Source organism: Streptomyces sp. DH12 (genome assembly GCF_020873895.1).
Lineage (GTDB): Bacteria > Actinomycetota > Actinomycetes > Streptomycetales > Streptomycetaceae > Streptomyces.
The window spans coordinates 1-26669 of sequence record NZ_JAHWGT010000043.1 but is presented as its reverse complement, the minus strand read 5'-3'; the positions used below and the strand labels follow the sequence as shown (position 1 = coordinate 26669).

30 protein-coding genes are annotated in these 26669 nt (G+C 74.2%); 9 read left to right on the top strand and 21 right to left on the bottom strand.

The genetic code is table 11. From position 1 onward, the window contains the following. Positions 1 to 4: 4 nt before the first annotated feature. Both LPA54_RS28840 and LPA54_RS28835 read right to left on the bottom strand, forming a co-directional pair. A complete protein-coding gene (locus LPA54_RS28840) occupies positions 5 to 1195 on the bottom strand; it encodes a hypothetical protein (protein WP_228983167.1) in 1191 nt (396 codons plus the stop codon). Then, positions 1192 to 2121 carry a 5-dehydro-4-deoxyglucarate dehydratase gene (locus tag LPA54_RS28835; RefSeq protein ID WP_228983164.1) on the bottom strand — a complete coding sequence of 310 codons (930 nt, stop codon included), beginning with the start codon at positions 2119 to 2121 and terminating at the stop codon, positions 1192 to 1194. Before LPA54_RS28835 ends, LPA54_RS28840 begins: the two co-directional genes overlap by 4 nt. 232 nt (positions 2122 to 2353) lie before the next feature. On the opposite strand from LPA54_RS28835, the gene LPA54_RS28830 reads away from it, so the two are divergent. After that, positions 2354 to 3163 (top strand): NAD(P)-dependent oxidoreductase, encoded by an 810-nt coding sequence (locus LPA54_RS28830; protein ID WP_228983161.1) that lies wholly within the window; start codon positions 2354 to 2356, stop codon positions 3161 to 3163. Between the two features lie 378 nt (positions 3164 to 3541). Here the strand turns inward: LPA54_RS28830 and LPA54_RS42945 are convergent, their stop codons facing one another. Further along, positions 3542 to 4531 (bottom strand): AraC family transcriptional regulator, encoded by a 990-nt coding sequence (locus tag LPA54_RS42945; protein WP_228983158.1) that lies wholly within the window; start codon positions 4529 to 4531, stop codon positions 3542 to 3544. Positions 4532 to 4599: 68 nt separating this feature from the next. Here LPA54_RS42945 and LPA54_RS28820 point away from each other — a divergent pair, with 68 nt between their 5' ends. Further along, a complete protein-coding gene (locus LPA54_RS28820) occupies positions 4600 to 4830 on the top strand; it encodes a hypothetical protein (protein ID WP_228983155.1) in 231 nt (76 codons plus the stop codon). 45 nt (positions 4831 to 4875) lie between these two features. After that, positions 4876 to 6060 carry a TerD family protein gene (locus LPA54_RS28815; protein WP_228983229.1) on the top strand — a complete coding sequence of 395 codons (1185 nt, stop codon included), beginning with the start codon at positions 4876 to 4878 and terminating at the stop codon, positions 6058 to 6060. Between the two features lie 129 nt (positions 6061 to 6189). Here the strand turns inward: LPA54_RS28815 and LPA54_RS28810 are convergent, their stop codons facing one another. Together LPA54_RS28810 and LPA54_RS28805 are read right to left on the bottom strand one after the other, a co-directional pair. Further along, positions 6190 to 7575 (bottom strand): alkaline phosphatase PhoX, encoded by a 1386-nt coding sequence (locus LPA54_RS28810; protein ID WP_228983151.1) that lies wholly within the window; start codon positions 7573 to 7575, stop codon positions 6190 to 6192. A 210-nt stretch (positions 7576 to 7785) separates the two neighbouring features. Further along, positions 7786 to 9267, bottom strand: coding sequence for a hypothetical protein (locus LPA54_RS28805; protein ID WP_228983140.1), 1482 nt, complete (start codon positions 9265 to 9267; stop codon positions 7786 to 7788). A gap of 232 nt (positions 9268 to 9499) precedes the next feature. Here LPA54_RS28805 and LPA54_RS28800 point away from each other — a divergent pair, with 232 nt between their 5' ends. Continuing rightward, a complete protein-coding gene (locus LPA54_RS28800; RefSeq protein ID WP_228983139.1) occupies positions 9500 to 11335 on the top strand; it encodes an endonuclease/exonuclease/phosphatase family protein in 1836 nt (611 codons plus the stop codon). A 22-nt stretch (positions 11336 to 11357) separates the two neighbouring features. Here the strand turns inward: LPA54_RS28800 and LPA54_RS28795 are convergent, their stop codons facing one another. From LPA54_RS28795 to LPA54_RS28780, 4 genes are all read right to left on the bottom strand, one after another. After that, positions 11358 to 12071: an antibiotic biosynthesis monooxygenase gene (locus LPA54_RS28795; protein WP_228983136.1), complete on the bottom strand. Its 714-nt coding sequence runs from the start codon at positions 12069 to 12071 to the stop codon at positions 11358 to 11360. An 83-nt stretch (positions 12072 to 12154) separates the two neighbouring features. Beyond that, on the bottom strand, positions 12155 to 12469 hold the full coding sequence (locus LPA54_RS28790) for a DUF4235 domain-containing protein (RefSeq protein WP_228983133.1): 315 nt from the start codon (positions 12467 to 12469) through the stop codon (positions 12155 to 12157). Then, positions 12466 to 12678, bottom strand: a complete 213-nt coding sequence (locus LPA54_RS28785; protein WP_228983130.1) for a hypothetical protein — start codon at positions 12676 to 12678, stop codon at positions 12466 to 12468. Before LPA54_RS28785 ends, LPA54_RS28790 begins: the two co-directional genes overlap by 4 nt. Next, positions 12675 to 13064, bottom strand: coding sequence for a phage holin family protein (locus LPA54_RS28780; RefSeq protein ID WP_228983128.1), 390 nt, complete (start codon positions 13062 to 13064; stop codon positions 12675 to 12677). Before LPA54_RS28780 ends, LPA54_RS28785 begins: the two co-directional genes overlap by 4 nt. A 144-nt stretch (positions 13065 to 13208) precedes the next feature. On the opposite strand from LPA54_RS28780, the gene dapA reads away from it, so the two are divergent. Beyond that, positions 13209 to 14102 (top strand): 4-hydroxy-tetrahydrodipicolinate synthase, encoded by an 894-nt coding sequence (dapA, locus tag LPA54_RS28775; protein ID WP_228983125.1) that lies wholly within the window; start codon positions 13209 to 13211, stop codon positions 14100 to 14102. Here the strand turns inward: dapA and LPA54_RS28770 are convergent. From LPA54_RS28770 to LPA54_RS28720, 11 genes are all read right to left on the bottom strand, one after another. Then, positions 14089 to 14298: a hypothetical protein gene (locus LPA54_RS28770; RefSeq protein WP_228983123.1), complete on the bottom strand. Its 210-nt coding sequence runs from the start codon at positions 14296 to 14298 to the stop codon at positions 14089 to 14091. The two genes, dapA and LPA54_RS28770, sit on opposite strands and share 14 nt — an antisense overlap. Positions 14299 to 14401: 103 nt before the next feature. After that, complete coding sequence (gene dapD, locus LPA54_RS28765; RefSeq protein WP_228983120.1) at positions 14402 to 15385, bottom strand: 2,3,4,5-tetrahydropyridine-2,6-dicarboxylate N-succinyltransferase; 984 nt, start codon at positions 15383 to 15385, stop codon at positions 14402 to 14404. A gap of 332 nt (positions 15386 to 15717) precedes the next feature. Beyond that, entirely contained in the window at positions 15718 to 15924 is a 207-nt protein-coding gene (locus tag LPA54_RS28760; RefSeq protein WP_228983119.1) for a hypothetical protein, read from the bottom strand. Positions 15925 to 16171: 247 nt separating this feature from the next. Further along, on the bottom strand, positions 16172 to 16510 hold the full coding sequence (locus tag LPA54_RS28755) for a metal-sulfur cluster assembly factor (protein ID WP_228983117.1): 339 nt from the start codon (positions 16508 to 16510) through the stop codon (positions 16172 to 16174). Further along, positions 16507 to 16980, bottom strand: a complete 474-nt coding sequence (sufU, locus tag LPA54_RS28750; protein WP_228983114.1) for a Fe-S cluster assembly sulfur transfer protein SufU — start codon at positions 16978 to 16980, stop codon at positions 16507 to 16509. The genes LPA54_RS28755 and sufU overlap by 4 nt, the downstream gene beginning before the upstream one ends. A gap of 11 nt (positions 16981 to 16991) precedes the next feature. After that, complete coding sequence (locus LPA54_RS28745; RefSeq protein ID WP_228983112.1) at positions 16992 to 18248, bottom strand: cysteine desulfurase; 1257 nt, start codon at positions 18246 to 18248, stop codon at positions 16992 to 16994. Between the two features lie 88 nt (positions 18249 to 18336). Then, a complete protein-coding gene (gene sufC / locus LPA54_RS28740) occupies positions 18337 to 19104 on the bottom strand; it encodes a Fe-S cluster assembly ATPase SufC (RefSeq protein ID WP_228983110.1) in 768 nt (255 codons plus the stop codon). Between the two features lie 7 nt (positions 19105 to 19111). Beyond that, entirely contained in the window at positions 19112 to 19429 is a 318-nt protein-coding gene (locus LPA54_RS28735; protein WP_228983108.1) for a bifunctional 3-phenylpropionate/cinnamic acid dioxygenase ferredoxin subunit, read from the bottom strand. Next, positions 19429 to 20604, bottom strand: a complete 1176-nt coding sequence (sufD, locus tag LPA54_RS28730; protein WP_228983107.1) for a Fe-S cluster assembly protein SufD — start codon at positions 20602 to 20604, stop codon at positions 19429 to 19431. Before sufD ends, LPA54_RS28735 begins: the two co-directional genes overlap by 1 nt. A gap of 60 nt (positions 20605 to 20664) precedes the next feature. Then, on the bottom strand, positions 20665 to 22080 hold the full coding sequence (sufB, locus tag LPA54_RS28725) for a Fe-S cluster assembly protein SufB (protein ID WP_228983104.1): 1416 nt from the start codon (positions 22078 to 22080) through the stop codon (positions 20665 to 20667). Next, complete coding sequence (locus tag LPA54_RS28720) at positions 22077 to 22829, bottom strand: metalloregulator ArsR/SmtB family transcription factor (RefSeq protein ID WP_228983092.1); 753 nt, start codon at positions 22827 to 22829, stop codon at positions 22077 to 22079. The genes sufB and LPA54_RS28720 overlap by 4 nt, the downstream gene beginning before the upstream one ends. A 190-nt stretch (positions 22830 to 23019) precedes the next feature. Here LPA54_RS28720 and LPA54_RS28715 point away from each other — a divergent pair, with 190 nt between their 5' ends. The 4 genes from LPA54_RS28715 (at position 23020) to LPA54_RS28700 (ending at position 25962) form a co-directional block, all read left to right on the top strand. Beyond that, entirely contained in the window at positions 23020 to 23946 is a 927-nt protein-coding gene (locus tag LPA54_RS28715; RefSeq protein WP_228983091.1) for an ABC transporter ATP-binding protein, read from the top strand. After that, a complete protein-coding gene (locus LPA54_RS28710; protein WP_228983090.1) occupies positions 23943 to 24089 on the top strand; it encodes a hypothetical protein in 147 nt (48 codons plus the stop codon). The genes LPA54_RS28715 and LPA54_RS28710 overlap by 4 nt, the downstream gene beginning before the upstream one ends. Next, positions 24086 to 24859 carry an ABC transporter permease gene (locus LPA54_RS28705; RefSeq protein ID WP_228983088.1) on the top strand — a complete coding sequence of 258 codons (774 nt, stop codon included), beginning with the start codon at positions 24086 to 24088 and terminating at the stop codon, positions 24857 to 24859. The genes LPA54_RS28710 and LPA54_RS28705 overlap by 4 nt, the downstream gene beginning before the upstream one ends. Positions 24860 to 24987: 128 nt before the next feature. Further along, complete coding sequence (locus LPA54_RS28700; RefSeq protein WP_228983087.1) at positions 24988 to 25962, top strand: heme A synthase; 975 nt, start codon at positions 24988 to 24990, stop codon at positions 25960 to 25962. A 307-nt stretch (positions 25963 to 26269) separates the two neighbouring features. Here the strand turns inward: LPA54_RS28700 and LPA54_RS28695 are convergent, their stop codons facing one another. Continuing rightward, positions 26270 to 26608: a hypothetical protein gene (locus LPA54_RS28695; RefSeq protein ID WP_228983085.1), complete on the bottom strand. Its 339-nt coding sequence runs from the start codon at positions 26606 to 26608 to the stop codon at positions 26270 to 26272. Positions 26609 to 26669 lie beyond the last annotated feature (61 nt).

The following is a 26669-nucleotide window of genomic DNA, read 5'->3' as shown; positions in this document are numbered from 1 at the left end:
TCGTTCAGGCCGGGGCGGCGGCGAGCGCGCGCAGGGCGGCCCGGACGGCGGCCAGGTCCGCGTCGGAGGCCAGCCCGGCGTGGTACAGGCGCAGTTGGCCGGCGCCCAGCTCCCGCGCGCGGGCTGCGTCGGCGGCGAGCGTGGCCGGGGAACCCCCCATGCCGGCGACCACCGTGAGGTTGGCGGCGAGGACCGCCTCCCCGCGCGCGTGGGCGGCGAACGGGGGCAGCACGGCCTCCGCGCCGCCGCCCGCGCAGGGCAGGACGACGCCGTCCGCGACGGACAGGACGTGCGCGGGGTCGACCCCGGGGTTGGCGCCGGTGCGGTACGGGGCGGGGTCGGCGTGCAGGAGGACTTGGAAGCCGGGGGGCGCGGCCGCCCGTACGGCGGCGACCGCCGCCTCCTGGAGGTCGCGGGCGGCGCGGGTGCGCCAGGCGAGGGTGGCGTCGGCGAGGTCGGCGCCCAGCAGTTCGCGGACGGCCGGCCAGCCCGCGCCGGTCGAGCCGCCCGCGGCCCACACCGGTGCGAGGGCCCGGCGCACGGCCGCGGCCGTCGCGTCCGGGTCCAGGCCCTCGCCGGCGTATCCGTCGCGGCAGGCGGCGCAGAAGCACAGCGACATCAGGTACTGGGCGGCGTCCCCGAGGGCGACGCCCGCGATCTTGTCGTGGGCGTGCAGGTGGGCCATCCCGTACCAGCCGCACGACTCCAGTTCGGTGCCGCCCGCCCCGGGCCGGACCGCGGCCTCGGCGGCCAGCGCGACGAGGTACTCCCGCACGGCGGGCCGCGCGATGCACGGCGCCCACGGGTATCGGTCGCCGTAGGCGTTGACGACGGAGGTGCCCGGGTGCTCGGCGCCCAGGCGGGAGTTGTGGGCGAGGACGACCCAGCTGTGGACGTCCAGCCCGGCGGCTTCCAGGGCGGCGGCGGCCTCCCCGTAGGCGTCGCCGGGCGCCCACTCCCCCGCCGCGTACGGCGCGATGTCCCGGCCGGCCCAGCGGGCGGGGTCCGGCGGGTAGAGGACGGCGGCGTGGCCGGCGGTGACCAGGCGGTGGCGCGGGTGGCGCGGGGTGAGGGCGCGCGTGGAGTGGTACGCGGAGGCGAGGGTGACCTGACGGACGCCGAGGTCGGCGATCCGCCCGGCGGCCTCGGGGTCGCCGACGACGTCCCAGGGGTAGAGGAAGGCGGAGGCCCTCACCGCTCGCCCTCCAGCAGGGCGCGGCCGCGCTCGATGACGCGGGCCAGTTCCTCGACGTGGGCGGGCGCGGGTTCGCCGAGCGGCGGGCGGACCCCGCCGACGTCCAGGCCGCCCAGGCGGACGCCCGCCTTGACGAGGGAGACGGCGTACCCCCGCCCCCGGGTGCGCAGGTCGACCAGCGGCCGGTAGAAGCCGTCGACGAGCCGCCGCACGGTGGTGTCGTCGCCGGCGTCCAGGGCCCGGTGGAAGGCGAGGGCGATGTCGGGGGCGAAGCAGAAGACGGCGGAGGAGTACAGGTTGACGCCGATGCCCCGGTAGGCGGGGGCGGTGAGTTCGGCGGTGGGCAGGCCGTTGAAGTACAGCAGGTCGAGCCCTTCGGCGCGTACGGCGCTGATGAGGCGCTGCATCAGCTCCAGGTCGCCGCGGCCGTCCTTCAGGCCGACGATCCCCTCGGTGCGGGCGAGGGCGACGGCCGTCTGCGGGGTGAGGACGGCGTTGTCGCGCTGGTAGACGACGACGTCGAGGGCGGTGGCCGCGGCCAGGGCGGTGTAGTGGCGCAGCAGCCCCGCCTGGTCGGCGGCGACGAGGTAGGGCGGCAGGGCGAGGAGGCCGTCGGCGCCCGCCTCCTCGGCGAGCCGGGCGTACCGCACGGCGAGGGCGGTGCCGTACCCGGTACCGGCCACCACCGGCACCCGTCCGGCGGTCTCCTCGACGGCGGCCGCCACGCAGGCCCGGAACTCCTCGGGCGTGAGGGCGTGGAACTCGCCGGTGCCGCAGCAGGCGAAGACCGCGCCGGCGCCCGCCTCCACGCCGGCGCGCACGTGCGCCCGGAAGACGTCCAGGTCGAGCGCGCCGTCCGGCCCGAAGGCGGTGACGGGGAAGAACAGCAGGCCGTCGAGCCGGCCGGCGAGCGGGGGTGGGGTCACGGGCGCTCCCTGGGCGAAGCCGTCGCAGCGGCCCGGCGACGCACGGCGAGACACCGGACAGTGCACGGGACGATGTCCATATGTGTGAACTTCCTGCACGCTAGGCCAGCGTCGAGCTGCGGGTCAAGGCTCGAACCCCCCTGCCTGGCTCACCCCTTGACCCCGTGCGGCCAGCTCACTAGCGTTTCCACACTTGTGAATGATGTCTACGTATCCGCAGGGAGCCCCACCGATGCCCGCTGATCGCACCGTCCTGCTCACCGGCGCCGCCGGCGGCCTCGGCACCCTGATGCGCGAGCTGCTGCCCGCGTACGGGTACACCCTGCGCCTGCTCGACGTCGCCCCCGTGGAGGGCGCTCCCGACGCCGTCACCGCCGACCTCGCCGACCGGGCGGCACTGCGCGAGGCGGTCCGGGGCGTCGACGCGATCATCCACCTCGCGGGCATCTCCCTGGAAGCCCCCTTCGACCGGATCCTGCGCGCCAACGTCGAGGGCACGTACCACCTCTACGAGGCCGCCCGCGAGGAGGGCGTCCGCCGGATCGTCTTCGCCTCCAGCAACCACGCCGTCGGCTACACCCCGCGCCCGCGCGCGGGGGACCCGCTGATCCCGGTCGACGCCCCGCACCGCCCGGACACCTTCTACGGCCTGTCGAAGTGCTTCGGCGAGGACCTGGCTCAGCTGTACTGGGACCGGCACGGCCTGGAGACGGTCTCCGTCCGCATCGGCTCCTGCTTCCCCGAGCCCACCTCCGTGCGGATGCTCTCCGTCTGGCTCAGCCCGGCCGACGCCGCCCGCCTCTTCCACGCGGCGCTCACCGCCGAGGACGTCGGCCACACGGTCGTCTACGGCTCCTCCGCCAACACCCGGTTGTGGTGGGACCTCGCGCCCGCCCGCGCCCTCGGGTACGCGCCCCGGGACGACTCCGAGCCCCACGCGGCGCGGCTGCTGGCCGAGCAGGGCGACCTCGACGACGAGAACCCCGACCACGCCCACCTCGGCGGCCACTTCTGCACCGATCCGCCCCGCTGGCAGCGCTGAAGGAGCCGCAGCGCACGGTGCGCACCGACCGGCCGGCGCGGGCCACGGCGGCGGGCCACGGCGCCGAGCCGCCGGACGGGGCCGCCGGACGGGGCTGCCGCCTGGGATTGCCGGACGGGCTGCCGGAGGCTCAGGCGCGGGTCCGGGCGGGGAAGGGCCCTCGGAGGGGAGGCGTGCAGGTCCGGCCCGGTCTCACGGGGGGCGATGCGGGCCGGACCTGCGACGCGGACGCGGCGGCGTACCCACGGGGGACGGGCACGCCGTCGACGCGTCGTGATCGACAGTAGGGGCCGCCCGAACGATCAATGATCCACTGAGCGCGGCCCGCTGTCCGCGTTGCGCGGCGCACCCGAGGACGGCGCGGCCCCCGCCGGCCCCTCACCGCGGACCGCCGGGCGGCGGGGCGTGCAGGGTCTGCGAGGGAGCCTCCCCGAAGCGCTCCCGGTACCGGGCCGCGAACCGCCCCAGGTGCGTGAAGCCCCAGCGCCAGGCGACCTCGCTGACCGTCAGCCCGCTGTCCGGCTCGGCGCAGCGCAGCTCGTCGCGGACCCGCGCCAGCCGCACGTCCCGGACGTACCCCATCGGGGTCGTCCCCACGTGCGTGCGGAAGGACTCCTGGAGCCTGCGGGTGCTCACGCGCGCGAGGCCGGCCAGTTCCGTGGCGGTGAAGGGGTGTTCGGGCCGCTCCCGCACCGCGTCCATGACCCGTTTGACCGGTGTCGGGCGCAGGGTGCGGCCCGGCTCGTCGAGCTCGTCGCGGTAGGGGTGGTCCGCCGCCAGCAGCAGCCCCGAGAGCAGCGCGTCCTGCAGGGGCGCGGCGACCAGCGGGTGCTGGGCCAGCCCGGTGGGGTCGGCGGCCTCGCGGGCCAACCGGCGTACGAGCTCCGCCCAGTCGCGCCCCGCCCCGCTCGTCAGGTCGAGTGCCGGCCGCAGCACGAGTCCGCGCGGCGGGGTGCGACCCAGCAGCTCCTCCAGCCGCCACCGCAGCGCGGCCGTGTCCGCCTTGACGGCGATCACCCGGCAGTCCCCCGCCCAGCGCTCGACGACCACGCTCCCGCACGGGTCGAGCACCGTGCCGGACGCGGGCGTCGCCGTCACCACCCGCCCGCCGCCCTGCCGGACCTCCAGCCGCCCGCTGAGCGGCACGTTCACGTGGTACGCGCCGAGTTCGCCGAAGCGCAGCCGGACGTCGGCGCCGCACCGCATGTCCCCGACGACCAGCGCCCCCAGGCGGACCGTGTCGAAGCACGCCGAGAAGCGCCGCCCCTGCTCCTCGATGACGTCGATGAAGGTGGCGTAGAAGCGCGCCCCGATCTCCCGGCGCGCCTCCTCCACGTCCCCCGTGCGAAAAACGGTGCCTGCGCTCACGCCGTCGAAGGATAGGCGCCCGGGAAAACCGGGTGCCGCCCGGCCACCCCCTGCACGATCATGGGGGCATGCCACGACCTCAGGGCTTCGGCTACGCACGGCACGCGGACGGCACCGTGGAGATCGCGCACCGGGGCCGCGCCGCGGGAACCCTCAGGGGCGGCCGCGCCGAGAAGTTCCTCGCCGAGACCGCCGCCGGCGACCCGCAGCTCGTGATGGCCCGCTGGACCGGGGCCTACCGCCACGGCAACGAGCGGACTGCCCGGGACCACCCCCGTAACCGGGGTGGCCGAAGGTAAGGGAACGGTAAAGCGGAGTCGCTCGTTACGTCAGTCATGACAGCTATGACCCCCGGCTCGAACATCCCCCTGTCCGCACCGCGCGTGGCGGTGGACGTCACCGCCCCCGTGCGGCTGGACGTATCGGGCCTGCTGCTCACCGCCCACGGCAAGGTGCGCTCCGACGACGACTTCATCTTCTACAACCAGCCGTCGGGCCCCGGCGTCACCTACCGGTCCGGCGGTGGCTCCGCGCCCGACGCGATCACCGTCGACACGGCGGCGGTGCCCGCGGACGTCGACCGGATCGTGGTCACGGCCAGCCCGGACGCCGCGGGCCGGACGTTCGAGGGCACCGAGCCCACCGCGACCATCCGGGACGCCGCCACCGGCGCGGTCCTCGCGACGTTCACCCCGCCCCGGCTCGGCTCCGAGACGGCGCTCGTCGTCATCGAGGTGTACCGGCGGGGCGACGCCTGGAAGGCCCGCGCGGTGGGCCAAGGGTACGCGAACGGGCTCGCCGGCATCGCCACGGACTTCGGCGTGACGGTCGAGGAGACGCCCCCGACCCCGACGCCGGCCCCCGCCCCGGCTCCTCAGGCGTCGCCCCCCGCCGCCCCCGCGCCGGCGGCCGCCGCTCCCCCGGCGCCCCCCGCCCCTCCCGCGGCGCCCGGCAAGGTCAACCTCGACAAGGGACGGGTCAGCCTCCGGAAGAACGAGACGGTCTCCCTGGTCAAGGGCGGCCGTCCGCTGCTGTCGCAGGTGAAGATGGGCCTGGGCTGGGAGCCCGCCTTCCGCGGCAAGGACATCGACCTGGACGCCTCCGTCATCGCCTACGGCCCGCAGCGCAACCACCTGGACAGCTGCTACTTCGGCAAGCTGACCATCCTGGGCGGCTCGATCCGCCACTCCGGCGACAACCTCACGGGCGAGGGCGCGGGCGACGACGAGGTCATCACCGTCGACCTGGGCCGGCTGCCCGCCGACGCGACCGGCCTGGTCTTCACGGTGAACTCCTTCTCCGGCCAGAAGTTCACCGAGGTCGCCAAGGCGTACTGCCGGCTCCTGGACGGCACGACCGGCGAGGAGCTGGTCCGCTTCGACCTGACGGGCGCCGAGCCGCAGACGGGCGTGCTCATGTGCAAGCTGATCCGGCAGTTCTCCGGCGAGTGGGAGATGACCGCGATGGGCGAGTTCGTGAAGTCCCGCACGGTCCGCGGCATGGTGAAGCCGGCGGCGGCGGCGCTGTAGCCGCCCGGCGCGGGCGGCCGCGGGGATCCGCCGGGGCCGCCCGCGCCCGGACCGGGCCGGGCACCCGACCGGGCCGGGGGGCCCGGCCGGAGCCGGCCGGCCCGTCCGCCGGCTCCCCCGCCGCCGGGCTCAGCGGCGCGGCGCCCGGTGCCAGGGTCCGGTGACGGCGAGGAGGATCCCGGGCCGTTGGATGCAGGCGTACAGCGTCCCGCCGTCCGGCGAGAAGACGACACCGGCGAACTCCGAGTCGTTGAGGTCGTTGCGGGCGATCGGGTAGGTGCGCCCGGAGTCCGTCGCGCCGAAGAGGTGCTGGACCCCCGCGCCGTCCTCGGCGACGACCAGGCCGCCGTACGGGGAGACGGTGATGTTGTCGGGGCCGTCGAGGGCGCCGTCCGCGCCCGGGTCGGCGTTGACTCCGAGGAGCACCTTGAGGGTGAGGGTGCGGCGCCGGGGGTCGTAGAACCACACCTGCCCGTCGTGCGGGGTGCCGGGGCTCTCGGCGCGGGCGTACGAGGAGACGAGGTAGGCGCCGCCGTCCGCCCACCACATGCCCTCCAGCTTCCGGCCCCGCGTGACGGCGTCCTCGCCGAACTGCTCGCGCACCGGGACGGACGAGGCGTCCCGGTCGGGCACGTCCACCCAGTCGACGCCGAGGACGGTGCCGGTCCGCGTGGCGCGCGACAGGTCGTCGACGAACCGGCCGCCGGAGTCGAAGCAGCGCGGCGCCTGGAGCACCCCGGCGTCGTCGGCGAGGGTGCGCAGCCGGCCGCGGCCGTGCCGGAAGCCGTGCGGGGGCACCCACCGGTAGAAGAGCCCGTTGGGGCCGGAGGCGTCCTCGGTCAGGTAGGCGTGGCCGCGCCGCGGGTCGACGACCACCGCCTCGTGGTCGAAGCGCCCGAACGCCTTCACCGGGCGCGGGTCCCGGTTGGCGCGCCGGTCGACGGGGTCGACCTCGAAGACGTAGCCGTGGTCGCGGGTCATGCCGTTCTCGCCGGCCCGGTCGGAGTTCTCCTCGCAGGTGAGCCAGGTGCCCCACGGCGTGGCGCCGCCGGCGCAGTTGGTGGACGTGCCGGCGATGCCCACCCACTCGGCGGTGCGGCCGTCACGGCGCACCTCCACCACGGTGCAGCCGCCGGCCGCGGCCGGGTCGTAGACCAGCCCGTCGGTGAGCGGGACCGGGTGCTCCCACCGGGCGCGGGGGCCCTTCAGCTCGTGGTTGTTGACCAGGAGGGTGACGCCCCGGGGGCCGGGGAAGGCGGCCGTGCCGTCGTGGCGGTCGGGGGTGGGCTCGCCGGTCTCCAGGCGGGTGATGCCGGCGTGGGTGAGGACCCGGTAGGAGAAGCCGGCGGGGAGGGCGAGCAGCCCGGCCGGGTCGTCGAGCAGCGGACCGTACCCGCGGCCGCCCGCCTGGTGGGGGGCGGCGACGGCACCCGGCGCGGTGGCGAGGGCGCCGACGCTGCCGGTGAGGGCGAGGGCCGTGCCGGTGGCGGCGAACTCCCTGCGGGTGAGCGACATGGGTTCTCCCTGGTGGGCGGCTGGTGACGCCCCACGCTCACGCCCGCGTCCGAACGGGCGCTGAACGCCGCGTGTCCCGCCCCGGTCGGCCGCGTGGCCGGACACCCCCGACCGGCCCGCGCCCGCACGCCCCCGGCCCGGCGCGCCGGGGGCGTGCGGGGCAAGACCGCGCACCGCCCGCCGGCAGCGCGCGGAAGGACCCGCCGCGCGTCAGGAACCGGCGCGCGAGCGGGCCTTGAAGGCCGCCTTGCGGGCGTCCTTGGCGAGCTGCCGGTCGCGGTGCAGGCGCCCCATCGCCTCCAGCACCTCGGGCGTCGAGGGGTGCTCGACGCGCCACGCCTCGTCGAAGAAGCCGCTGTGCCGGCCGGTCAGCCCCTCGACGAGGTCCTGGAGCTCGTCCAGGTCGCCGTCCGCGTCCAGTTGGGCGGCGATCGTGTCGATGGCCAACCAGTAGATCATCGACTCCGGCGGAGCCGGCACGTCGGCCGCGCCCCGCTCGGCCAGCCACACCCGGGCGAGCCCGCCGAGCTGCGGGTCGTCGAGGACCTCCCGTACGGCCGGTTCGGCCCCGGCGCCGACCAGGGCGAGCGCCTGCTGGCAGTGCAGGCGCCGCAGCGGGGAGCCCGCGTCGGCGCCCCGGGCCGCGGCGAGCAGGTCGCGGGCGGCCTCGACGGGCTCGCGGCCGGCCAGCCACTGCTCCGTCTCCGCGCGCGCCGCCGCCTGCGGGAACCCGCCCACGGCGCCGAGCAGTTCGTCGGCGCCCCGCTCGGCGAGGTCACCGACGGCGGGCGCGGCGACCCCCGCCTCCAGCAGGCGGCTGCGGACGCCGTACAGGCCGAGCGGGGTGAGCCGCACCATCCCGTAGCGGGCGACGTCCTCCTCGTCGAGATCGGCGGGCGCTGGCTCGTCGGCGCCCTCCTCCGTCATCAGGTCCTCGTCGACGGGGCGGTACTCGACCAGGCCCATCGGCTCCAGCACCCGGAACTGGTCGTCGAGCCGCATCATCGCCTCGGACACCTGCTCCAGCACGTCGTCCGTCGGCTCGCCCATGTCCTCGGGGACGATGACGGAGGCGGCGAGCGCCGGCAGCGGCACGGGCCCGTCGGCGGCCCCGTGCTCGGCGACGGTCAGCGCGTAGAGGTTGGCGAGGACCCCGTCGAGGAACGCGGCCTCCGCCTCCGGGTCCCAGTCCAGCGCCTCGAAGTCGAGGGTGCCGTCCGCGCCGACGAGCGCGTCGACGTCGTCCAGGACGGGCGCGGCGGCGTCGGCGAAGACGGTCTCCAGGCCGTCCAGCCAGAGGGCGAGGACGTCCTGCGGGCCGCCGCGGGTCACCAGCGGCAGGGCCTCGCCCGGCCCGGCCGTACCCGTGGCGTCCCCGCCGTCCCCGCCGTCCGCTCGGTCCCCGCCGTCCGCGGGGTCGTGGACCTCCACCAGCCCGGTGTCGACGGCGACCCGCCACGCCTCGCTCGCGTACGCCTCGCCCTCCTCGTCCCGGGGCAGCCCCAGCGCCTCGGCGGCGTCGCCCAGCTGGGCGTCCACGAGTTCGCCGCCCGCGCCGACCCGGGTCTGCGGACCGGCCCAGCGGGCGAGCCGCACGGCGCGCGCCAGCAGCGGCGCGGCCAGCGCGGCCCGCGCCAGTTCGGCGTCCGGTCGGAGGCGCACCGGCGGCAGGGTCGGGCGGTCTACGGGCATCAGCGGTTACTCCTCGGGACGTGCGTCGGCGGCGGTCCGGGCTCAAGCCGCCCCCAGCGTAGACGCATTCGGGGGCATGTCCGGCGTTCATGAACCTGTCAGACGGCCTCCACCCGGAACCCCTTGACAACGACCCCGCCCTCCGCACAGATTGACGCGCGTAGAGCGGCCACCCCTTGGTTTCCGGCCACTCCACGCACCCTCACCTCCCACCACCCCTTGGAGTCCCTCCATGGCTTCCTCCCTGCCGAGAACCGCGGCCGTCTCCGCCGTCGTCACCGCCGCCCTGGCCGGCGGCCTGCTCGCCGGCGCCTCCACGTCGGCGGCGGACACGACCGACACCGTCCGCATCCACGACGTCCAGGGCTCCACCCGCGTCTCCCCGCTCGTCGGGCAGCGCGTCACGGACGTCCCCGGCGTCGTCACGGGCGTCCGGGACCACGGCTCGCGCGGCTTCTGGTTCCAGGACCCGGGAGGCGACGGGGACGCGGCGACCAGCGAGGGTGTCTTCGTCTTCACCAGCTCGAAGCCGACCGTCGCCGTCGGCGACGCCGTCACGGTGTCGGGCACGGTCACCGAGTACGTCCCGGGCGGCCTCAACTCCGGCAACCAGTCGCTCACCCAGATATCGAAGCCGACCGTCACCGTCGTCTCCTCCGGCAACCCGGTGCCCGCCCCCGTGACCGTCACGGCCCGCTCCGTGCCGGACGCGTACACGCCCGCGGGCGACCCGGCGGCCGGCGGCTCGGTCAACGGCCTGCCGCTGCGCCCCGACCGCTACGCCCTGGACTACTACGAGTCGCTGGAGGGCACCAACGTCCGCATCGGCTCATCGCGCGTGGTGGGCGCCAGCAACGCCCACGCCGAGCTGTGGGTGACCGTCAAGCCCCGCGAGAACGCCAACCGCCGCGGCGGCACGGTCTACGGCTCGTACGAGTCGCCGAACACCGGCCGTCTGAAGGTCCAGTCGCTGGTGCCGCTCGCCCAGCAGCCCTTCCCGACCGCGAACGTCGGCGACGTCCTCGCGGGCGTGACCGAGGGCCCGCTCGACTTCAACCAGTACGGCGGCTACACCCTCACCGCCCGGACGCTCGGCACCCTCCAGGACCGCGGCCTCGTGCGCGAGAGGACCCGCCCGCAGCACCGGAGCGAGCTGGCCGTCGCCACGTACAACGTGGAGAACCTCGACCCGACCGACCCGCAGGAGAAGTTCGACGCCCTCGCGAAGGCCGTCGTCGACAACCTCGCCTCCCCCGACATCCTCGCCCTGGAGGAGATCCAGGACGACAACGGCGCGAAGAACGACGGCACCGTCACCGCCGGCGAGACGCTGAAGCGGTTCACGGACGCGATCGCCGCCGCCGGCGGACCGGCGTACGCGTGGCGCACCGTCGACCCCCAGGACGGCAAGGACGGCGGTGAGCCCGGCGGCAACATCCGCCAGGTCTTCCTCTTCAACCCCGCCCGTGTCTCCTTCACCGACCGCGCGGGCGGCGACGCGACGACGGCCACCGGGGTGGTGAAGGAGCGCGGCAAGGCGGCGCTCACCCTCTCGCCCGGCCGCATCGCCCCGGCCGACGCCGCCTGGGAGAACAGCCGCAAGCCGCTCGCGGGCGAGTTCACCTTCCGCGGCCGCACCGTCATCGTGGTGGCCAACCACTTCGGCTCGAAGGGCGGCGACGAGTCGATCGTCGGGCACCGCCAGCCGCCGAACCGTTCCTCCGAGGTGAAGCGCCTCCAGCAGGCGCGGGTCGTCAACGCCTTCGTCAAGGACGTCCTCGCCGTCCAGCGCGACGCCGACGTCGTGGTCCTCGGCGACATCAACGACTTCGAGTTCTCGGACACGACCAAGGCGCTCACCGACGGCGGCGCCCTGCGCGCGGCCGTCACCAGCCTGCCGCGCTCCGAGCGCTACTCGTACGTCTTCCAGGGCAACAGCCAGGTGCTGGACCAGATCCTGACCAGCCCCGGCATCCGCCACTTCAGTTACGACAGCGTGCACATCAACGCGGAGTTCGCCGACCAGAACAGCGACCACGACCCGCAGGTGCTGCGCTTCCGCCCCTGACCCGCCCCGCCGCCACCCGCCCCTACCCGCCCGCGACGAGACTGAGCGCGGGCGTGTAGCGGCGCACCCGGCTGCGGACCAGTCCGGGGTAGGTCCGTACCCGCCTCCACCGCGGCGTGAGCCCTCCGACGCCCTCGCCGGGTGCGGCCAGGGCCTCCTCGTGGGCGGCGGCGCTCTCCCACTCGGCGTAGTTCAGGACCCGGGTGGCGTCCAGACCGGTGTGGAAGTGGGCGGAGATGCCCCCCGGGTGCGGCTCGGGGTCCTCGTCGAGCGCCTCGAACACGGCGTTCACCCAGTCGCTCTGGCGGGCCGGGTCGGGGCCGTCGAACTCGACGTCCACGATCACCACGCACCCGGGCACCCGGTCGTCGCCCGGCGCGGGCACGGCGCTGCGGTGGAGCCGGTACGAGTGGAGCGCGACGCGCTCGATGCCGGGCACCGCGGCGTCGATCTCGGCGTTCCTGCCGGTGCGCTCGGTGCGGACGAGCTCCTGGTAGTCCTCCTCGGACCGCCACTGCGAGTAGTGGAGCAGGGTGTCGCCGTCCGCGCCGGTGTGGACGGTGTACGAGAGCAGTCCCTCGACGGGCCACTCGCGCGCGAGCCAGGTGCGGGCGATGGCGTCGACGGCGGCGCGCTGCCGCTCCGGTGTGCCGACGCGCCAGGTACTGGCCTTCACGAGGCCCACCCCGGGGCGGGTCAGGTCGGGACGGGCGTGCGGAAGGACGTGCGCGGTCATGCTGCCTCCTCGGCGGACTGCCCGGCCGGACCCCTGCGGTCCGGCCGGGCAGTCCCATCCTGGGAGCTCAAGCGCGCTTGAGGTCAATGGTCGGAGGGCCACGTCCCGGTGAGCCGTCGCACCCCGGTCGCACCGCCGCGGTCCACGGCCGCCCGGACCGCCGCGAAGATGGCCCCCTGGAGGGCGGCGGCGATCAGGACCTCCCGCCAGGAGCGGTCCTCGTCCAGCGCGTCGGGAGCGTCGCTGCCCCGCCCGACGGCCGCCCACGCCTTGCCGAACAGCGAGCTCGCGATGGCACCGCCCGCGAGCCCCAGCAGCAGCCCGACGGGCCGGTACATCAACTTCTGCTTCCGCTTCGCCTTCTTCGTCGTCACCCGCATGCCCTTCCGTCCCCTCATCGACGTCCCTTCCCCTGCCTCGACCGGCCGAGGAGCACTCCGGCGAGCACCACCGCCACCCCGACCGCCGCCGCCAGCACCAGCGGCCGGTGGTCCGCGCGGGCGAACCGCGCCCGCAAGTCCGTCTTCGCCACGAGCTGGTCGAGCGTCTCCACCAGTTCCTCGCGCCGTTGCGCCGCTTCGAGGCGCAGTTCGTCGGGCCGTGTCATCGGTGGACCGTCTCCTTGATCTCGTCGATGTCCGAGCGGATGCCGTCCATGGCCCGCTCGGGCAGGGCCGGCGTGGCCCTGCGCAGCTGGGCGCGGCCCGCGAGGGCCAGGGCGCCGGCGGCGGCGAAGAGGACGACGGTCACGATCAGGGCGGCCGCCCAGACCTCCAGCACCAGCGCGAGGAGCGCCACGCAGGTCCCGGCCAGCGCCATGAGCCCGATGTAGGCGAGGGCGGTCGCGCCCCCGAGCAGCCCGCCACCGACTCCGGCCCGCTTGCCCTTGACGGCCAGTTCGGCCTGGGCGGTGCGCAGCTCGGCCCTGACCAGCTCGGACAGCTGCTCCGAAGCCCGCTTGACCAGCTCGCCGACCGAGGGTTCTGCGGCCACGGCGGATCGCCTCCCTTCCTGTACGCGTACGGGCAGCCCGTGTACCCGTGTCGTCCGCCGCCATGCCACGCTTAAGCACCGCTTCACTCCGAGGCGAAGCAGAACTAAGTGGACCTACGAGGACGAGGCCCGCAGACTGCCCCAATGACCCGCGACGGCAGCACTCCCCCTCCCTTCGGCCGCGTCCTGTGCGCGATGGTGACGCCCTTCACCCCCTCCGGTGACGCGCCCGACCTCGACCGGGCCGCGCGGCTCGCGGCGGACCTGGTGGCCCGCGGGTGCGACGGGCTGGTCCTCAACGGCACGACCGGCGAGTCGACCACCACCTCCGACGCCGAGAAGGCCGCGCTCCTGCGCGCGGTCCGGGCGGCGGTCGGGGACGGTGTGGCGCTCGTGGCGGGGGTCGGCACGGCGGACACCGCGCACACCGCCGAGCTGGCCCGGCAGGCGCAGTCGGCCGGCGCCGACGGCCTGCTCGTCGTCCCGCCGTACTTCAGCCGCCCTCCCCAGGCGGCCGTGGAGGCGCACTTCCGCCGGGTCGCCGACGCGACGGGGCTCCCGCTGGCGCTGTACGACATCCCGGGCCGCACCGGGGTGCGGATCGAGCCGGAGACGGTGCTGCGGCTCGCCGACCACCCGCGGATCGTCGCCGTGAAGGACTGCTCCTACGACCTGGCGGGCGCGGCGAGGATGCTCTCCCGCACGCCCCTCGCCCTCTACTCGGGGTGCGACGAACTGAACCTGCCGCTGTACGCGATCGGCGGCGCCGGCTGCGTCAGCACCGTGGCGAACGTGGCACCCGGGCCGGTGCGGGCGGTGCTGGACGCGTTCGACGCCGGCGACACGGCCGGGGCGGCCCGCCTGCACCGGCGGCTGCTGCCGCTGACGGAGCTGATGATGGCGTCGGGGCTGCCGGGTGCCGTGACGGCCAAGGCCCTGCTGGACGCGGGCCCGCTCCGGGAACCGCTGCAGCCCGCCGACCGCGAGGCGGTCGACGGGCTGCGGCGGGCGTACGAGGAGCTGGTCAGCTGCCGTTGACGACGTTCCGGCCGAGGACCGCCACGTGCTCCAGCACGTCCTCCATCGGGTCGTCGATCTGCCCGGCGTTGATCAGCGCGACCCGGGGGCCGTTGTGCGCGCGGTCGTTGACCTCGTCCGCGTGCGCGACCCCGACGGAGAACGCCCCGGCCAGCGCGAGCACTCCGGTGAGCACGAGCGTCCTGGTGATCTTCATGTACGTTCCTCGCCTTGCCGTTTCGTGTGACCCTGCGTCCACCTGTTAATCGGCCCGGACGGTCCGAGGTCACGCGGAGTCACACGAACGGTGACGGGCGGGGTCAGTTGTGGCTGTGCAGGACGTCGTTGAGGCCGCCCCAGACGGCGTTGTTGGGGCGGGCCTCGACGGTGCCGGTGACCGAGTTGCGGCGGAAGAGGATGTTCGACGCGCCCGACAGCTCGCGGGCCTTGACGACCTGCCCGTCCGGCAGGGTGACGCGCGTGCCGGCCGTGATGTACAGCCCGGCCTCGACGACGCACTCGTCGCCCAGCGCGATGCCCACGCCCGCCTCGGCGCCGATGAGGCAGCGCTCGCCGACGGAGATGACGACGTTGCCGCCGCCGGAGAGGGTGCCCATCGTGGAGGCGCCGCCACCGATGTCGGAGCCGTCGCCGATGACGACGCCCGCGGAGATGCGGCCCTCGACCATGGAGGTGCCGAGCGTGCCGGCGTTGAAGTTGACGAAGCCCTCGTGCATGACGGTGGTGCCGGCCGCGAGGTGCGCGCCGAGCCGCACGCGGTCCGCGTCGGCGATGCGCACGCCCTTCGGCGCGACGTAGTCGGTCATGCGGGGGAACTTGTCGACGCTGGTCACCTGGAGGTGCAGCCCCTCGGCGCGGGCGTTGAGGCGGACCCTCTCCAGGTCGTCGACGGCGACGGGGCCGAGGCTCGTCCATGCGACGTTGGCGAGGAGCCCGAAGACGCCGTCGAGGTTCTGCCCGTGCGGCCGGACGAGCCGGTGGCTGAGCAGGTGCAGGCGCAGGTAGGCGTCGTGCGCGTCGAGGGGCTTCTCGTCCAGCGAGGCGATGGTGGTGCGCACGGCGACGACCTCGACGCCGCGGCGGGCGTCGACGCCGACGGCGCGGGCGGCGCCCTCCCCGAGGAGGTCGACGGCCTGGTCGGGGGTGAGTCGCTCGGTCCCGGCGGGCCCGGCGGCCTCGGACAGCTCGGGCGCGGGGAACCAGGTGTCGAGGACGGTGCCGTCGCCGGCGATGGTGGCGAGACCGGCCGCGACGGCTCCGGTGGTACGAGGTGCAGAAGTCATGCCCCGAACCTAACCGGCCGCCCCGCCGACGTGCTAACCGGTCTCACCGGGCGAGCCACCGCCCCACAGCACCGGACGGAAGCCTGGCCGCGCGGTGGGGGACGGTGGAGGCACCGCGGTACGGGGTCGCGCGGGGACACTGCCGTACGGGGCGGGCGGGGGCACTGCCCTACGGGGCGGGCGGGGGCACTGCCGTACGCGGCGGGCGGGGGCACTGCCGTACGGGGCGGGCGGTGGTGGGGGCGGTACGCGGCGGAGGGCGGCGCGTATGGGACGCGGGGCGGGGCGGCGGCCCGGGGGTGGTGCCGTGCGGACGGGCCGCCGCCGCCGGCTCACGGGGCGAGGCAGCCCGTGGCGGGGATCTCCGTCGGGACGCCGGGGGCCGACGGGTCGACGAGCCCGGCGATGTCCGCGGGGGTGCCCGCCAGGCACTGGACGGCAGCCAACGGGTCGACGACGGCGCCGGCCGAGGGCGCGAGGACCCCGAAGGCTCCGAGGACGGTGACGGTGGCGGCGAGGACGGTGGCGAGACGGCGCACGGGGACTCCCTTTCACGAAGTGGTCGAGGCCCCGTCCCGTGGCGGGACGGGCCGCTCCGTGGCTGCCCCACCCGCCGCGGGGATACGCGCGCTGTCACCCGTAGGGGGTGCGAGTAAACGATCCGCCGCCGCGCGGGGCGCCGGGCGCGGGATCCACGGCGGGAGGCCGGTACGCGAAACGGCCGTGCCCGCCGGCGTCACCGGCGGGCACGGCCGTCGCCCCGGACGGGGTCCGGGTCGCGCCGTGTCAGACGTTGAAGCCGAGCGCCCGCAGCTGCTCGCGCCCGTCGTCCGTGATCTTGTCCGGGCCCCACGGGGGCATCCAGACCCAGTTGATCTTCAGCTCGTTGACGATCCCGTCGGTCGCCGCCTTCGCCTGGTCCTCGATGACGTCCGTCAGCGGGCACGCCGCCGAGGTGAGCGTCATGTCCAGCGTGGCGACGTTGGAGTCGTCGACGTGGATGCCGTAGATGAGGCCGAGGTTGACCACGTCGATCCCCAGCTCGGGGTCGACCACGTCGTACAGCGCCTCGCGGACCTCGTCCTCGGAGGCGGGCTTCATCGTCGCCGTCTCGTTCTCGCTCATGCCGTCTTTTCCTCCGCCTTCGCGGGCTCGCCGTCCAGTGCCTGGGCGGTCGCGTCCTTCCACGCCATCCAGCTCAGCAGCGCGCACTTCACCCGGGCCGGGTACTTGGAGACGCCGGCGAACGCGACGGCGTCCTCCAGCAGCTCCTCCATCGCCTCGTCCGGCTCCAACCGGCCCTTCGACTGCATCAGCTCCAGGAACGTGCCCTGGATCCGCTGCGCCTCCTCCAGCTCCTTGCCGACGAGCAGCTCGTTCAGCACGGAGGCGGACGCCTGGCTGATGGAGCAGCCCTGGCCCTCGTACGAGACGTCCGCGACGCGGGAGCCGTCGTACTTCACACGCAGCGTGATCTCGTCACCACACGTCGGGTTGACGTGGTGCACCTCGGCGTCGCCGTCCCGCAAGCCCCGCCCGTGCGGGTGCTTGTAGTGGTCCAGGATGACGTCCTGGTACATCGAATCCAGCTTCACGCGTCAGCCCCTCATCCGAAGAAATTGCGGACGTGCTCCAGACCGTCCACCAGGGCGTCGACCTCGGCCGGCGTGGAGTACAGATAGAACGACGCTCGCGTGGTCGCGGGAATTCCGTACCGCAGGCAGACGGGCCGCGCGCAGTGGTGGCCGACGCGGACCGCGATGCCCTGCTCGTCGAGGACCTGGCCCACGTCGTGCGGGTGGATGTCACCGAGGGTGAAGGAGATCGCCGCGCCGCGGTCCTCGGCCGTGGTGGGGCCGATGATCCGCAGGTCGGGGACGTCCCGCAGGCGCCGGATCGCGTACTCGGTGAGCGCGTGCTCGTGAGCGGCGATCCGGTCCATGCCGATCGCGGAGAGGTAGTCCACCGCCGCGCCGAGGCCCACGGCCTGGGCGATCGGCGGCGTACCGGCCTCGAACTTGTGCGGCGCGGGGGCGTACGTCGACGAGCTCATCGAGACGGTCTCGATCATCTCGCCGCCGCCGAGGAACGGCGGGAGGTCCTCCAGCAGCTCCTGGCGGCCCCACAGGACGCCGATGCCCGTCGGACCGCACATCTTGTGGCCGGTGAAGGCCACGAAGTCGGCCTGGAGGGCCTGCACGTCCAGCACCATGTGCGGGGCGGCCTGCGACGCGTCGATGAGGACGAGCGCGCCGACCTCCTGGGCGCGGCGCACGATCGCCTCGACCGGGTTGAACGTGCCGAGGATGTTGGAGACCAGCACGAAGGAGACGATCTTCGTCTTCGGGGTGATGACCTCGTCGATGCGGGAGAGGTCGAGCCGGCCGTCGTCGGTCAGCCCGAACCACTTCAGCTTCGCGCCCGTGCGCTGCGCGAGCAGCTGCCACGGGACGATGTTGGAGTGGTGCTCCATCTCCGTGATGACGACCTCGGTGTCGGAGTCCACCCGGTAGGGCTCGTCCGCCCAGCCCAGCATGTTCGCGACGAGGTTCAGCGACTCCGAGGCGTTCTTCGTGAAGATGACCTCGTCGCGGCTGGGCGCGTTGATGAAGGCGGCGACCTTGTCGCGGGCGCCCTCGTACAGCTCCGTGGCCTCCTCGGCGAGGACGTGCACGCCGCGGTGGACGTTGGCGTTGTGCTGCTCGTAGTACTCGCTGAGCACGTCGATGACCTGGCGCGGCGTCTGCGAGGTCGCCGCGTTGTCCAGGTACACGAGCTTCTTGCCGTCGTGGAGCACCCGGTCGAGGATCGGGAAGTCCTTGCGGATCGCCTCGGTGTCGAGGAGGCCCGGAAGCTGTGTCACGCTGCGCCCCTTTCGTTCGCTTCTCCGCCCGCGAGGCGCACCTGCGGGTTGCGGCTCGGCTGCGGGCCGGTGGCCTCGCGCGCGTCGCTCACAGCGATGCGCCGCCCTTCGCGGTGTAGGACTCGTACCCCTCGGCCTCCAGCTTGTCGGCGAGCTCGGGGCCGCCCGACTCGACGATCCTGCCGCCGGCGAAGACGTGGACGTGGTCGGGCTTGATGTACCGCAGGATGCGCGTGTAGTGGGTGATCAGCAGGGTGCCGACCTCACCGGACTCGCGGACGCGGTTGACGCCCTCGGAGACGACGCGCAGCGCGTCGACGTCCAGACCGGAGTCCGTCTCGTCGAGGATCGCGACCTTCGGCCGCAGGAGCTCCAGCTGGAGGATCTCGTGGCGCTTCTTCTCGCCGCCGGAGAAGCCCTCGTTGACGTTGCGCTCGGCGAAGGCGGGGTCCATGTTGAGGCGCTGCATGGCCTCCTTGACCTCCTTCACCCAGGTGCGCAGCTTCGGGGCCTCGCCGCGGACGGCGGTGGCGGAGGTGCGCAGGAAGTTGGAGACGGAGACGCCGGGGACCTCGACCGGGTACTGCATGGCGAGGAAGAGGCCGGCGCGGGCGCGCTCGTCGACGGACATCTCCAGGACGTCCTCGCCGTCGAGGGTCACCGTGCCGCCGGTGATCGTGTACTTGGGGTGGCCGGCGAGCGAGTAGGCGAGGGTGGACTTGCCGGAGCCGTTGGGGCCCATGATGGCGTGGGTCTCGCCCTGCTTCACGGTCAGGTCGACGCCCTTGAGGATCTCCTTCGTGGCGTTGTCGGCCTCGACGGAGACGTGCAGGTCGCGGATTTCAAGCGTTGCCATGGGTGACTCAGGACTCCTGGGTGACGGAGACGAGCACATCGTCCCCTTCGATCTTTACGGGGTACACGGGGACGGGGCGCGTCGCGGGGAGGCCGGACGGCTTGCCGGTGCGGAGGTCGAAGCTGGAGCCGTGCAGCCAGCACTCGATGGCGCAGTCCTCGACCTCTCCCTCCGAGAGGGAGACGTTCGCGTGCGAGCAGATGTCGTTGATCGCGAACACCTCGCCCTCGGTGAGGACGACCGACACGGGCGTGCCGTCGAGTTCCACCCGCTTGGGGGTGTCCTCCGTCAGCTCGCTCAGGCCGCAGACGCGGACGAAGGCCATCAGACGGACGCCTCCAGTTCGGCCTCGATCTTCTCGATGAGCCGCTCCTCGACGTCCGGCAGGCCGATCTGCTGGAGCAGCTCGGCGAAGAAGCCCCGGACTACGAGGCGGCGGGCCTCGGTCTCCGGGATGCCGCGGGCCATCAGGTAGAAGAGCTGCTCGTCGTCGAAACGGCCGGTCGCCGAGGCGTGGCCGGCGCCGGCGATCTCGCCGGTCTCGATCTCCAGGTTCGGCACCGAGTCGACGCGGGCGCCGTCCGTGAGGACGAGGTTGCGGTTCATCTCGTAGGTGTCGGTGCCCTCGGCGGCGGCCTGGATGAGGACGTCGCCGATCCACACGGCGTGCGCGGCGTCGCCCTGGAGGGCGCCCTTGTACACGACGTTGGACGTGCAGTGCGGGGCGTTGTGCGTGACGAGGAGGCGGTGCTCCTGGTGCTGCCCGGCGTCGGTGAGGTACAGGCCGAAGAGCTGCGCCTCGCCGCCGGTGCCGGCGTACTCGACGCGCGGGTGGATGCGGACGAGGTCCCCGCCGAAGGTGACGACGACGGACTTGAAGGAGGCGTCGCGGCCGACGAGCGTGTTGTGCTGCGCGACGTGGACGGTCTTGTCGTCCCAGTCCTGGACGGAGACGACGGTGAGCTTCGCGCCGTCGCCGAGGACGTAGTCGACGTTGGCGGCGAGGACCGCGTCCCCGGTGTGGTCGATGACCACGACGGCCTCGGCGAAGGCGCCGAGTTCGACGACCAGGTGGCCGAAGGAGGTGCCGCCCTGGCCGTGCACGGCGATGCGGACGGGCTCGGAGAGCGCCGTGTCGCGGGGCACGGAGACGACCGTGGCCTTCTCGAAGGCGGAGTACGCCTGGGCGGCGACCCGGTCCACGGGGGTGCCGGCCCGGCCGAGGCGGGCGTCGTCGCGGCCGACGGTCTCGACGGTGACGGCGTCGGGCGCCGTCACGTCGACGCGCACCCCCTCACCGGTGGCGACGGCGGTGCCGTCGTGCAGCCCGCGCAGGCGCTCCAGCGGCGTGAACCGCCACTCCTCCTCGCGGCCGTGCGGGACGGGGAAGTCCGCGACGTCGAAGGACGGGGGGGCGCTCATGCGGGTGGCGACGGTCGACTCCGCCGCCACCGCGATGGAGCCGGCGGTGGTGGAGCCCACCGGGATGTTCTCAGCCATGGCTGTCGTGGTTTCTCTTCCTACGTGCGTACGTCGTCGGGTCCTGGGACGGGCGGCGGGTCAGCCGACCGAGCCCTCCATCTGCAGCTCGATCAGCCGGTTGAGCTCCAGGGCGTACTCCATCGGCAGCTCCTTGGCGATCGGCTCGACGAAGCCGCGCACGATCATCGCCATGGCCTCGAACTCGGAGAGGCCGCGGCTCATCAGGTAGAAGAGCTGGTCCTCGGAGACCTTGGAGACGGTCGCCTCGTGGCCCATGGACACGTCGTCCTCCCGCACGTCGACGTACGGGTACGTGTCGGAGCGGGAGATCGTGTCGACGAGCAGGGCGTCGCAGAGCACGTTCGACTTGGAGCCCGGGGCGCCCTCGCCGATCTCGATGAGGCCGCGGTAGGAGGTGCGGCCACCGCCGCGCGCCACCGACTTGGAGACGATGTTGGAGGAGGTGTTCGGCGCCATGTGGACCATCTTGGCGCCGGCGTCCTGGTGCTGGCCCTCGCCCGCGAAGGCGATGGAGAGCGTCTCGCCCTTGGCGTGCTCGCCCATGAGGTAGACGGCCGGGTACTTCATCGTGACCTTGGAGCCGATGTTGCCGTCGACCCACTCCATGGTCGCGCCCTCGTAGGCCACGGCGCGCTTGGTGACCAGGTTGTAGACGTTGTTCGACCAGTTCTGGATCGTCGTGTAGCGGCAGCGGGCGCCCTTCTTCACGATGATCTCGACCACGGCGCTGTGCAGCGAGTCCGAGGAGTAGATCGGCGCGGTGCAGCCCTCGACGTAGTGGACGTAGGCGTCCTCGTCGACGATGATCAGCGTCCGCTCGAACTGGCCCATGTTCTCCGTGTTGATCCGGAAGTAGGCCTGCAGCGGGATCTCGACGTGCACGCCCTTGGGGACGTAGATGAACGAGCCGCCGGACCACACCGCGGTGTTCAGCGACGCGAACTTGTTGTCGCCGACGGGGATGACCGTGCCGAAGTACTCCTGGAAGAGCTCGGGGTGCTCCTTCAGCGCGGTGTCGGTGTCGAGGAAGATGACGCCCTGCTCCTCCAGGTCCTCGCGGATCTGGTGGTAGACGACCTCGGACTCGTACTGGGCCGCGACACCGGCGACGAGGCGCTGCTTCTCCGCCTCGGGGATGCCGAGCTTGTCGTACGTGTTCTTGATGTCCTCGGGCAGGTCCTCCCAGGACGCCGCCTGCTTCTCCGTGGACCGGACGAAGTACTTGATGTTGTCGAAGTCGATGCCGGAGAGGTCGGATCCCCAGGTCGGCATGGGCTTCTTGCCGAAGAGGCGCAGACCCTTCAGCCGCAGCTTCAGCATCCACTCGGGCTCGTTCTTCTTGGCGGAGATGTCGCGGACGACGTCCTCGTTGAGCCCGCGCTTGGCGATGGCGCCCGCCGCGTCGGAGTCGGCCCAGCCATATTCGTACCGACCCAGGCCCTCGAGCTCGGGGTGGCTGATCTCGGTGGTCATGCGGGGTTCCTCCCGGCCGTGCTTGCGGATGGTGATGAAGGGGTCTTGGGGGATGTCGGGTCGCTGTGCGGGATGAACGTCGTGCAGACCCCGTCGCCGTGCGCGATGGTGGCCAGGCGCTGGACGTGGGTCCCCAGCAGACGGGAGAAGATCTCCGTCTCCGCCTCGCAGAGCTGCGGGTAGCGCTCCGCGACGTGGGCGACCGGGCAGTGGTGCTGGCACAGCTGCTGCCCCACCTGGCCGACCGGCGCCTCGCGTGCCGTCGCAGCGTACCCGTCGGCGCTCAGTGCCCTGGCCAGCGCCCGGGCCCGTTCGTGGGGCGGCGCCGCCTCGACGGCCTCGCGGTACGTCGCCGCCTGCGCCTCGACCCGGTCGCGCGCGAAGGCGGCGACGGCGGCCTCGCCGCCGGCGTTCTGCTCGATCCAGCGCAGGGCGTCGACCGCGAGGCTGTCGTAGGACTGGTCGAAGGCGTCCCGCCCGCAGTCGGTCAGCGCGAAGACCTTGGCGGGACGGCCCCGGGTGCGGGCGCCGTACACGCGCTGCTCGCGCGGGGCGACGACGTCGTCCGCGACGAGCGCGTCCAGGTGGCGGCGGACGGCGGCCTGGGTGAGGCCGAGCCGCTGCGCGAGCTCCGCGACGGTGGACGGTCCGTGGTCCAGGATGGACCGCGCGACCCGGTTGCGTGTGGAACGCTCCCCGGTCGCGAGCTCCTCCCCGGAGGTCGTGGAAGCCTCACCGACGTTTTTCACAACGCCATTGTTGCGTAATTCCCGAGAGAGTGACAAGCCGCTCCGCCGGGGGCCGGCGGTGCCGTGCGTCACTAAGGGAAACCTAACCTGACCTGCGGAAACGATCACCGGGCGGCGTTCGCGCAGGTGGGGCGGACGGGCCGGGGCCCCGCGGGCCGGAAGGCCCCCGCGGCTCTCTAGACTCGCTCCCATGCGAAACGAGTCCGCCGTCCGGGTACGCGGCCTGGTCAAGCGGTACGGGACGAAGACCGCCGTGGACGGGCTCGACCTCGACGTCCGCGCGGGCGGCGTCACCGCCGTCCTCGGCCCCAACGGGGCCGGCAAGACCACCACGGTCGAGACCTGCGAGGGCTACCGCCGCCCCGACGCGGGCACCGTCCGCGTCCTCGGCCTCGACCCGGTCGCCGACGCGGCCGCGCTGCGGCCCCGCGTCGGCGTCATGCTCCAGTCCGGCGGCGTCTACCCGGGCGCCCGCGCCGAGGAGATGCTGCGGCACACGGCCCGGCTCCACGCCCACCCGCTGGACGTGGACGCCCTCGTCGAGCGCCTCGGCCTCGGCTCCTGCGGGCGCACGGCGTACCGGCGGCTGTCCGGCGGGCAGCAGCAGCGGCTCGCGCTCGCCATGGCCGTCGTCGGCCGGCCCGAGCTGGTCTTCCTCGACGAGCCGACGGCCGGCCTCGACCCGCAGGCCCGGCGCGCCACCTGGGAGCTGGTGCGCGAACTGCGCGCCGACGGGGTCACCACCGTCCTCACCACGCACTTCATGGACGAGGCCGAGCAGCTCGCCGACGACGTGGCGATCGTCGACGCGGGCCGGGTCGTCGCCCAGGGCAGCCCCGAGGAGCTGTGCCGGGGCGGCGCGGAGAACTCGCTGCGCTTCACCGGCCGCCCCGGCCTGGACCTCGGCTCCCTGCTGAAGGCCCTGCCGGACGGCACGTCCGCCGACGAGGTCGCCCCGGGGACCTATGTGATCCGGGGCGCGGTCGACCCGCAGCTGCTCGCCACCGTCACCAGCTGGTGCGCCCAGCACGGTGTGCTGCCCGACGGCATGGCGGTCGAGCGCCGCACCCTGGAGGACGTCTTCCTGGAGCTGACCGGCAAGGAGCTGCGCGGATGAGGCAGGACACGCACGGTACGGGCCGCCCCGGCGCGGTCGGGACGCGCACGGACCGGGCCCGTACGGGCAGGACCGGCACGGAGCCGGCCCGCACGGGCCGCCCCGGCGCGGACGGGTGCGCGCGGCGGGAGGCCCGCCGATGAGCGCCGGCGCCGGTACGTACGCCCCCCGGCCGGGTGCCGCGCCCGTGTGGCGGATGATCGCCGCGCAGGCCGCCCTGGAGACCCGGATGCTGCTGCGCAACGGCGAGCAGCTGCTGCTGACCGTCGTCATCCCGTCGCTGCTGCTCGTCCTCTTCTCCACCGTCGACGTCGTCGACACCGGGGACGGGCCCGCGGTCGACTTCCTCGCGCCGGGCGTCCTCGCGCTCGCCGTGATGTCGACCGCCTTCACGGGGCAGGCCATCGCGACCGGGTTCGAGCGGCGCTACGGCGTGCTGAAGCGGCTCGGCGCCTCCCCGCTGCCGCGCTGGGCGCTCATGGCGGCCAAGACCCTGTCGGTGCTGGTCACCGAGGTCCTCCAGGTCCTGCTGCTGACGGCCATCGCCTTCGGGCTCGGCTGGTCGCCGCAGGGCGGCGTGGCCCCGGTGCTGCTCCTGCTCGTCGCGGGGACGGCGGCGTTCTCCGGGCTGGGCCTGCTGATGGCCGGCACCCTGCGGGCCGAGGCCACCCTGGCCGCCGCCAACCTGGTCTTCCTGCTGCTGCTGGTCGGGGGCGGGGTCGTCGTCCCGCTCGACCGCTTCCCGGAGGGGCTCCGCACGGTACTGGAGCTGCTGCCGATCTCGGCGCTCTCCGGCGGGCTGCGGGACGTGCTGCAGCACGGCGCCGGCATGCCCTGGGCGGACCTGGGCGTCCTCGCCGCCTGGGCGGTCGCGGGGCTGGGCGCGGCGGCCCGGTTCTTCCGCTGGGAGTAGGCGACGGGCGGCCGGCGGGCGCCGTCCGTCGCCCCGGCGGGCCCCCGCCGGGTGCCGCCCCGTCGCCCCGCCGGCCCCTCCGCGCCGGACCCACCCCTCGTGAATCCGTGCACAAGCGGCCGCCTACGATGGTGGGCGTGCAGACCCCCCTCGCCTACATCGCCCAGCGCTGGACCCCGTCCCCCCGGACGCTCCGGCGGGCCGCCCTGTCGGCGGTCGTCATGACCGTCGTCATCATCGTCACCGGCGGCGCCGTCCGACTGACCGGCTCGGGCCTCGGGTGCGACACCTGGCCCAAGTGCACCGACGACAGCCTCTTCGCGACGCCGGAACAGGGGCTCCACGGGGCCATCGAGTTCGGCAACCGCATGCTGACCTACGTCCTGTCGGCGGCCGTCGGCTGGGCCATCATCGCCGCGCGGTCCACCAAGCCGCGGCGGCGGTCGCTGTCCCGGCTGGGCTGGCTGCAGTTCTTCATCGTCGCGAGCAACGCCGTGCTCGGCGGCATCACCGTGTGGATGGGGCTGAACCCCTGGACGGTGGCCGGCCACTTCCTCGCCGCGAACGCGCTGCTGACCGTCGCCACGCTCACCTGGGTGCGGGCCGGCGAGGGCGACGGCGCCCCGCGCCCGCGCGTGCCGGGGCCGGTGCGCAAGCTCGGCTGGACGCTGGTCGGCGTCTCCGGCGTGCTCATCGCGGCCGGTACGGGCGTGACGGGCAGCGGCAAGCACGCGGGCGACAGCAGCGACGTACCGCGCATGCCGTTCGACTACGAGACGGCGGCCCAGGTCCACGCGGCGTTCGCCTGGCTGGTGTGCGTCGGCGCGGTGGCGATGTTCTTCGTGCTGCGCGTGGTCGACGCCCCCGACGACGTCCGGGCCCGCGGCCGGGACCTGCTGGTGATCGTGGTGGCCCAGGGCGGGCTGGGGTACCTCCAGTACTTCACCGGCGTGCCGGAGGTGCTGGTCGGGGCGCACATGCTCGGTTCGGCGCTGCTGTGGGTCGCCGTGCTCCGACTGGCGCTGAGCCTGCGCGAACGCCCGGGGGACCCGGCTCCGCAGCCCACCACCCGGGAGGGTGAGGCGACGCTGACGGCCGCGTAGGCCGACCGAGGACCGGGCGCACGACGAGAGGCCCCCGCCGGGATGCCCGGCGGGGGCCTTCGCGTACCCGGCGGCCGCCGGCCCGAGCGCGGCGGCGGTGCGGATCCGGTGCGGGACGCGGCGCGTACGGATCCGGTGCCGGACACGGCGGCGCGTGCGGATCCGGGGCCGGGCGCGGCGGCCACGGTCGCGCGCTCATCGCGCCGGGCGGTCCCGGGGCGCCTCGCCGGGCCGGGCGCCTCGCGGCCGCGCGTCCGGCCCGCGCCGGCCACGCGTCCCGCCGGCCGGGGGCTCCGTCGCGGCGGCGTCAGTCGTCGTGGCGGGCCTCGGCGCCCTTGCCGCCGATCTGGATGCCGGCCATCCGGCTCCACTCGTACGGCCCGGTGCGCACCTTCGCGGCGAGTTCGCCGTCGAAGTCCTCCTGGAGGGTGAGGCCGGCCTTCTCGGCGGCGTCCCGCGCGATCTGGTGGTCGGGCGCGACCAGGTCGCCCCAGCCGCCGTCCTCGCCGACCAGCACGATGCGCGTGCCCGCCTGCCCGACGTACGCGAGCTGGCCCCGGGCGCCGCCGTGCTCCTTGGCGAACGCCTGGATCTGCTTGGCGAGCCTCGCCGCCGTGCGCTCTGCCTGCTTGGTGGTGTCTGCCATGGACAGGATGCTACTGCCGGGTAGATCAACGTGCGACGGGCGGGGGGGGGGGGGGGGGGGG

Bases quoted from the DNA above. Each gene is read 5' to 3' on its own strand.
- LPA54_RS28830 (WP_228983161.1), top strand. From the start codon at position 2,354: ATGCCCGCTGATCGCACCGTCCTGCTCACCGGCGCCGCCGGCGGCCTC.
- LPA54_RS28820 (WP_228983155.1), top strand. From the start codon at position 4,600: ATGCCACGACCTCAGGGCTTCGGCTACGCACGGCACGCGGACGGCACC.
- LPA54_RS28815 (WP_228983229.1), top strand. From the start codon at position 4,876: ATGACCCCCGGCTCGAACATCCCCCTGTCCGCACCGCGCGTGGCGGTG.
- LPA54_RS28810 (WP_228983151.1), bottom strand. From the start codon at position 7,575: ATGTCGCTCACCCGCAGGGAGTTCGCCGCCACCGGCACGGCCCTCGCC.
- LPA54_RS28805 (WP_228983140.1), bottom strand. From the start codon at position 9,267: ATGCCCGTAGACCGCCCGACCCTGCCGCCGGTGCGCCTCCGACCGGAC.
- LPA54_RS28800 (WP_228983139.1), top strand. From the start codon at position 9,500: ATGGCTTCCTCCCTGCCGAGAACCGCGGCCGTCTCCGCCGTCGTCACC.
- LPA54_RS28795 (WP_228983136.1), bottom strand. From the start codon at position 12,071: ATGACCGCGCACGTCCTTCCGCACGCCCGTCCCGACCTGACCCGCCCC.
- LPA54_RS28790 (WP_228983133.1), bottom strand. From the start codon at position 12,469: ATGAGGGGACGGAAGGGCATGCGGGTGACGACGAAGAAGGCGAAGCGG.
- LPA54_RS28785 (WP_228983130.1), bottom strand. From the start codon at position 12,678: ATGACACGGCCCGACGAACTGCGCCTCGAAGCGGCGCAACGGCGCGAG.
- dapA (WP_228983125.1), top strand. From the start codon at position 13,209: ATGACCCGCGACGGCAGCACTCCCCCTCCCTTCGGCCGCGTCCTGTGC.
- LPA54_RS28770 (WP_228983123.1), bottom strand. From the start codon at position 14,298: ATGAAGATCACCAGGACGCTCGTGCTCACCGGAGTGCTCGCGCTGGCC.
- dapD (WP_228983120.1), bottom strand. From the start codon at position 15,385: ATGACTTCTGCACCTCGTACCACCGGAGCCGTCGCGGCCGGTCTCGCC.
- LPA54_RS28755 (WP_228983117.1), bottom strand. From the start codon at position 16,510: ATGAGCGAGAACGAGACGGCGACGATGAAGCCCGCCTCCGAGGACGAG.
- sufC (WP_228983110.1), bottom strand. From the start codon at position 19,104: ATGGCAACGCTTGAAATCCGCGACCTGCACGTCTCCGTCGAGGCCGAC.
- LPA54_RS28735 (WP_228983108.1), bottom strand. From the start codon at position 19,429: ATGGCCTTCGTCCGCGTCTGCGGCCTGAGCGAGCTGACGGAGGACACC.
- sufD (WP_228983107.1), bottom strand. From the start codon at position 20,604: ATGGCTGAGAACATCCCGGTGGGCTCCACCACCGCCGGCTCCATCGCG.
- sufB (WP_228983104.1), bottom strand. From the start codon at position 22,080: ATGACCACCGAGATCAGCCACCCCGAGCTCGAGGGCCTGGGTCGGTAC.
- LPA54_RS28715 (WP_228983091.1), top strand. From the start codon at position 23,020: ATGCGAAACGAGTCCGCCGTCCGGGTACGCGGCCTGGTCAAGCGGTAC.
- LPA54_RS28710 (WP_228983090.1), top strand. From the start codon at position 23,943: ATGAGGCAGGACACGCACGGTACGGGCCGCCCCGGCGCGGTCGGGACG.
- LPA54_RS28705 (WP_228983088.1), top strand. From the start codon at position 24,086: ATGAGCGCCGGCGCCGGTACGTACGCCCCCCGGCCGGGTGCCGCGCCC.
- LPA54_RS28700 (WP_228983087.1), top strand. From the start codon at position 24,988: ATGGTGGGCGTGCAGACCCCCCTCGCCTACATCGCCCAGCGCTGGACC.
- LPA54_RS28695 (WP_228983085.1), bottom strand. From the start codon at position 26,608: ATGGCAGACACCACCAAGCAGGCAGAGCGCACGGCGGCGAGGCTCGCC.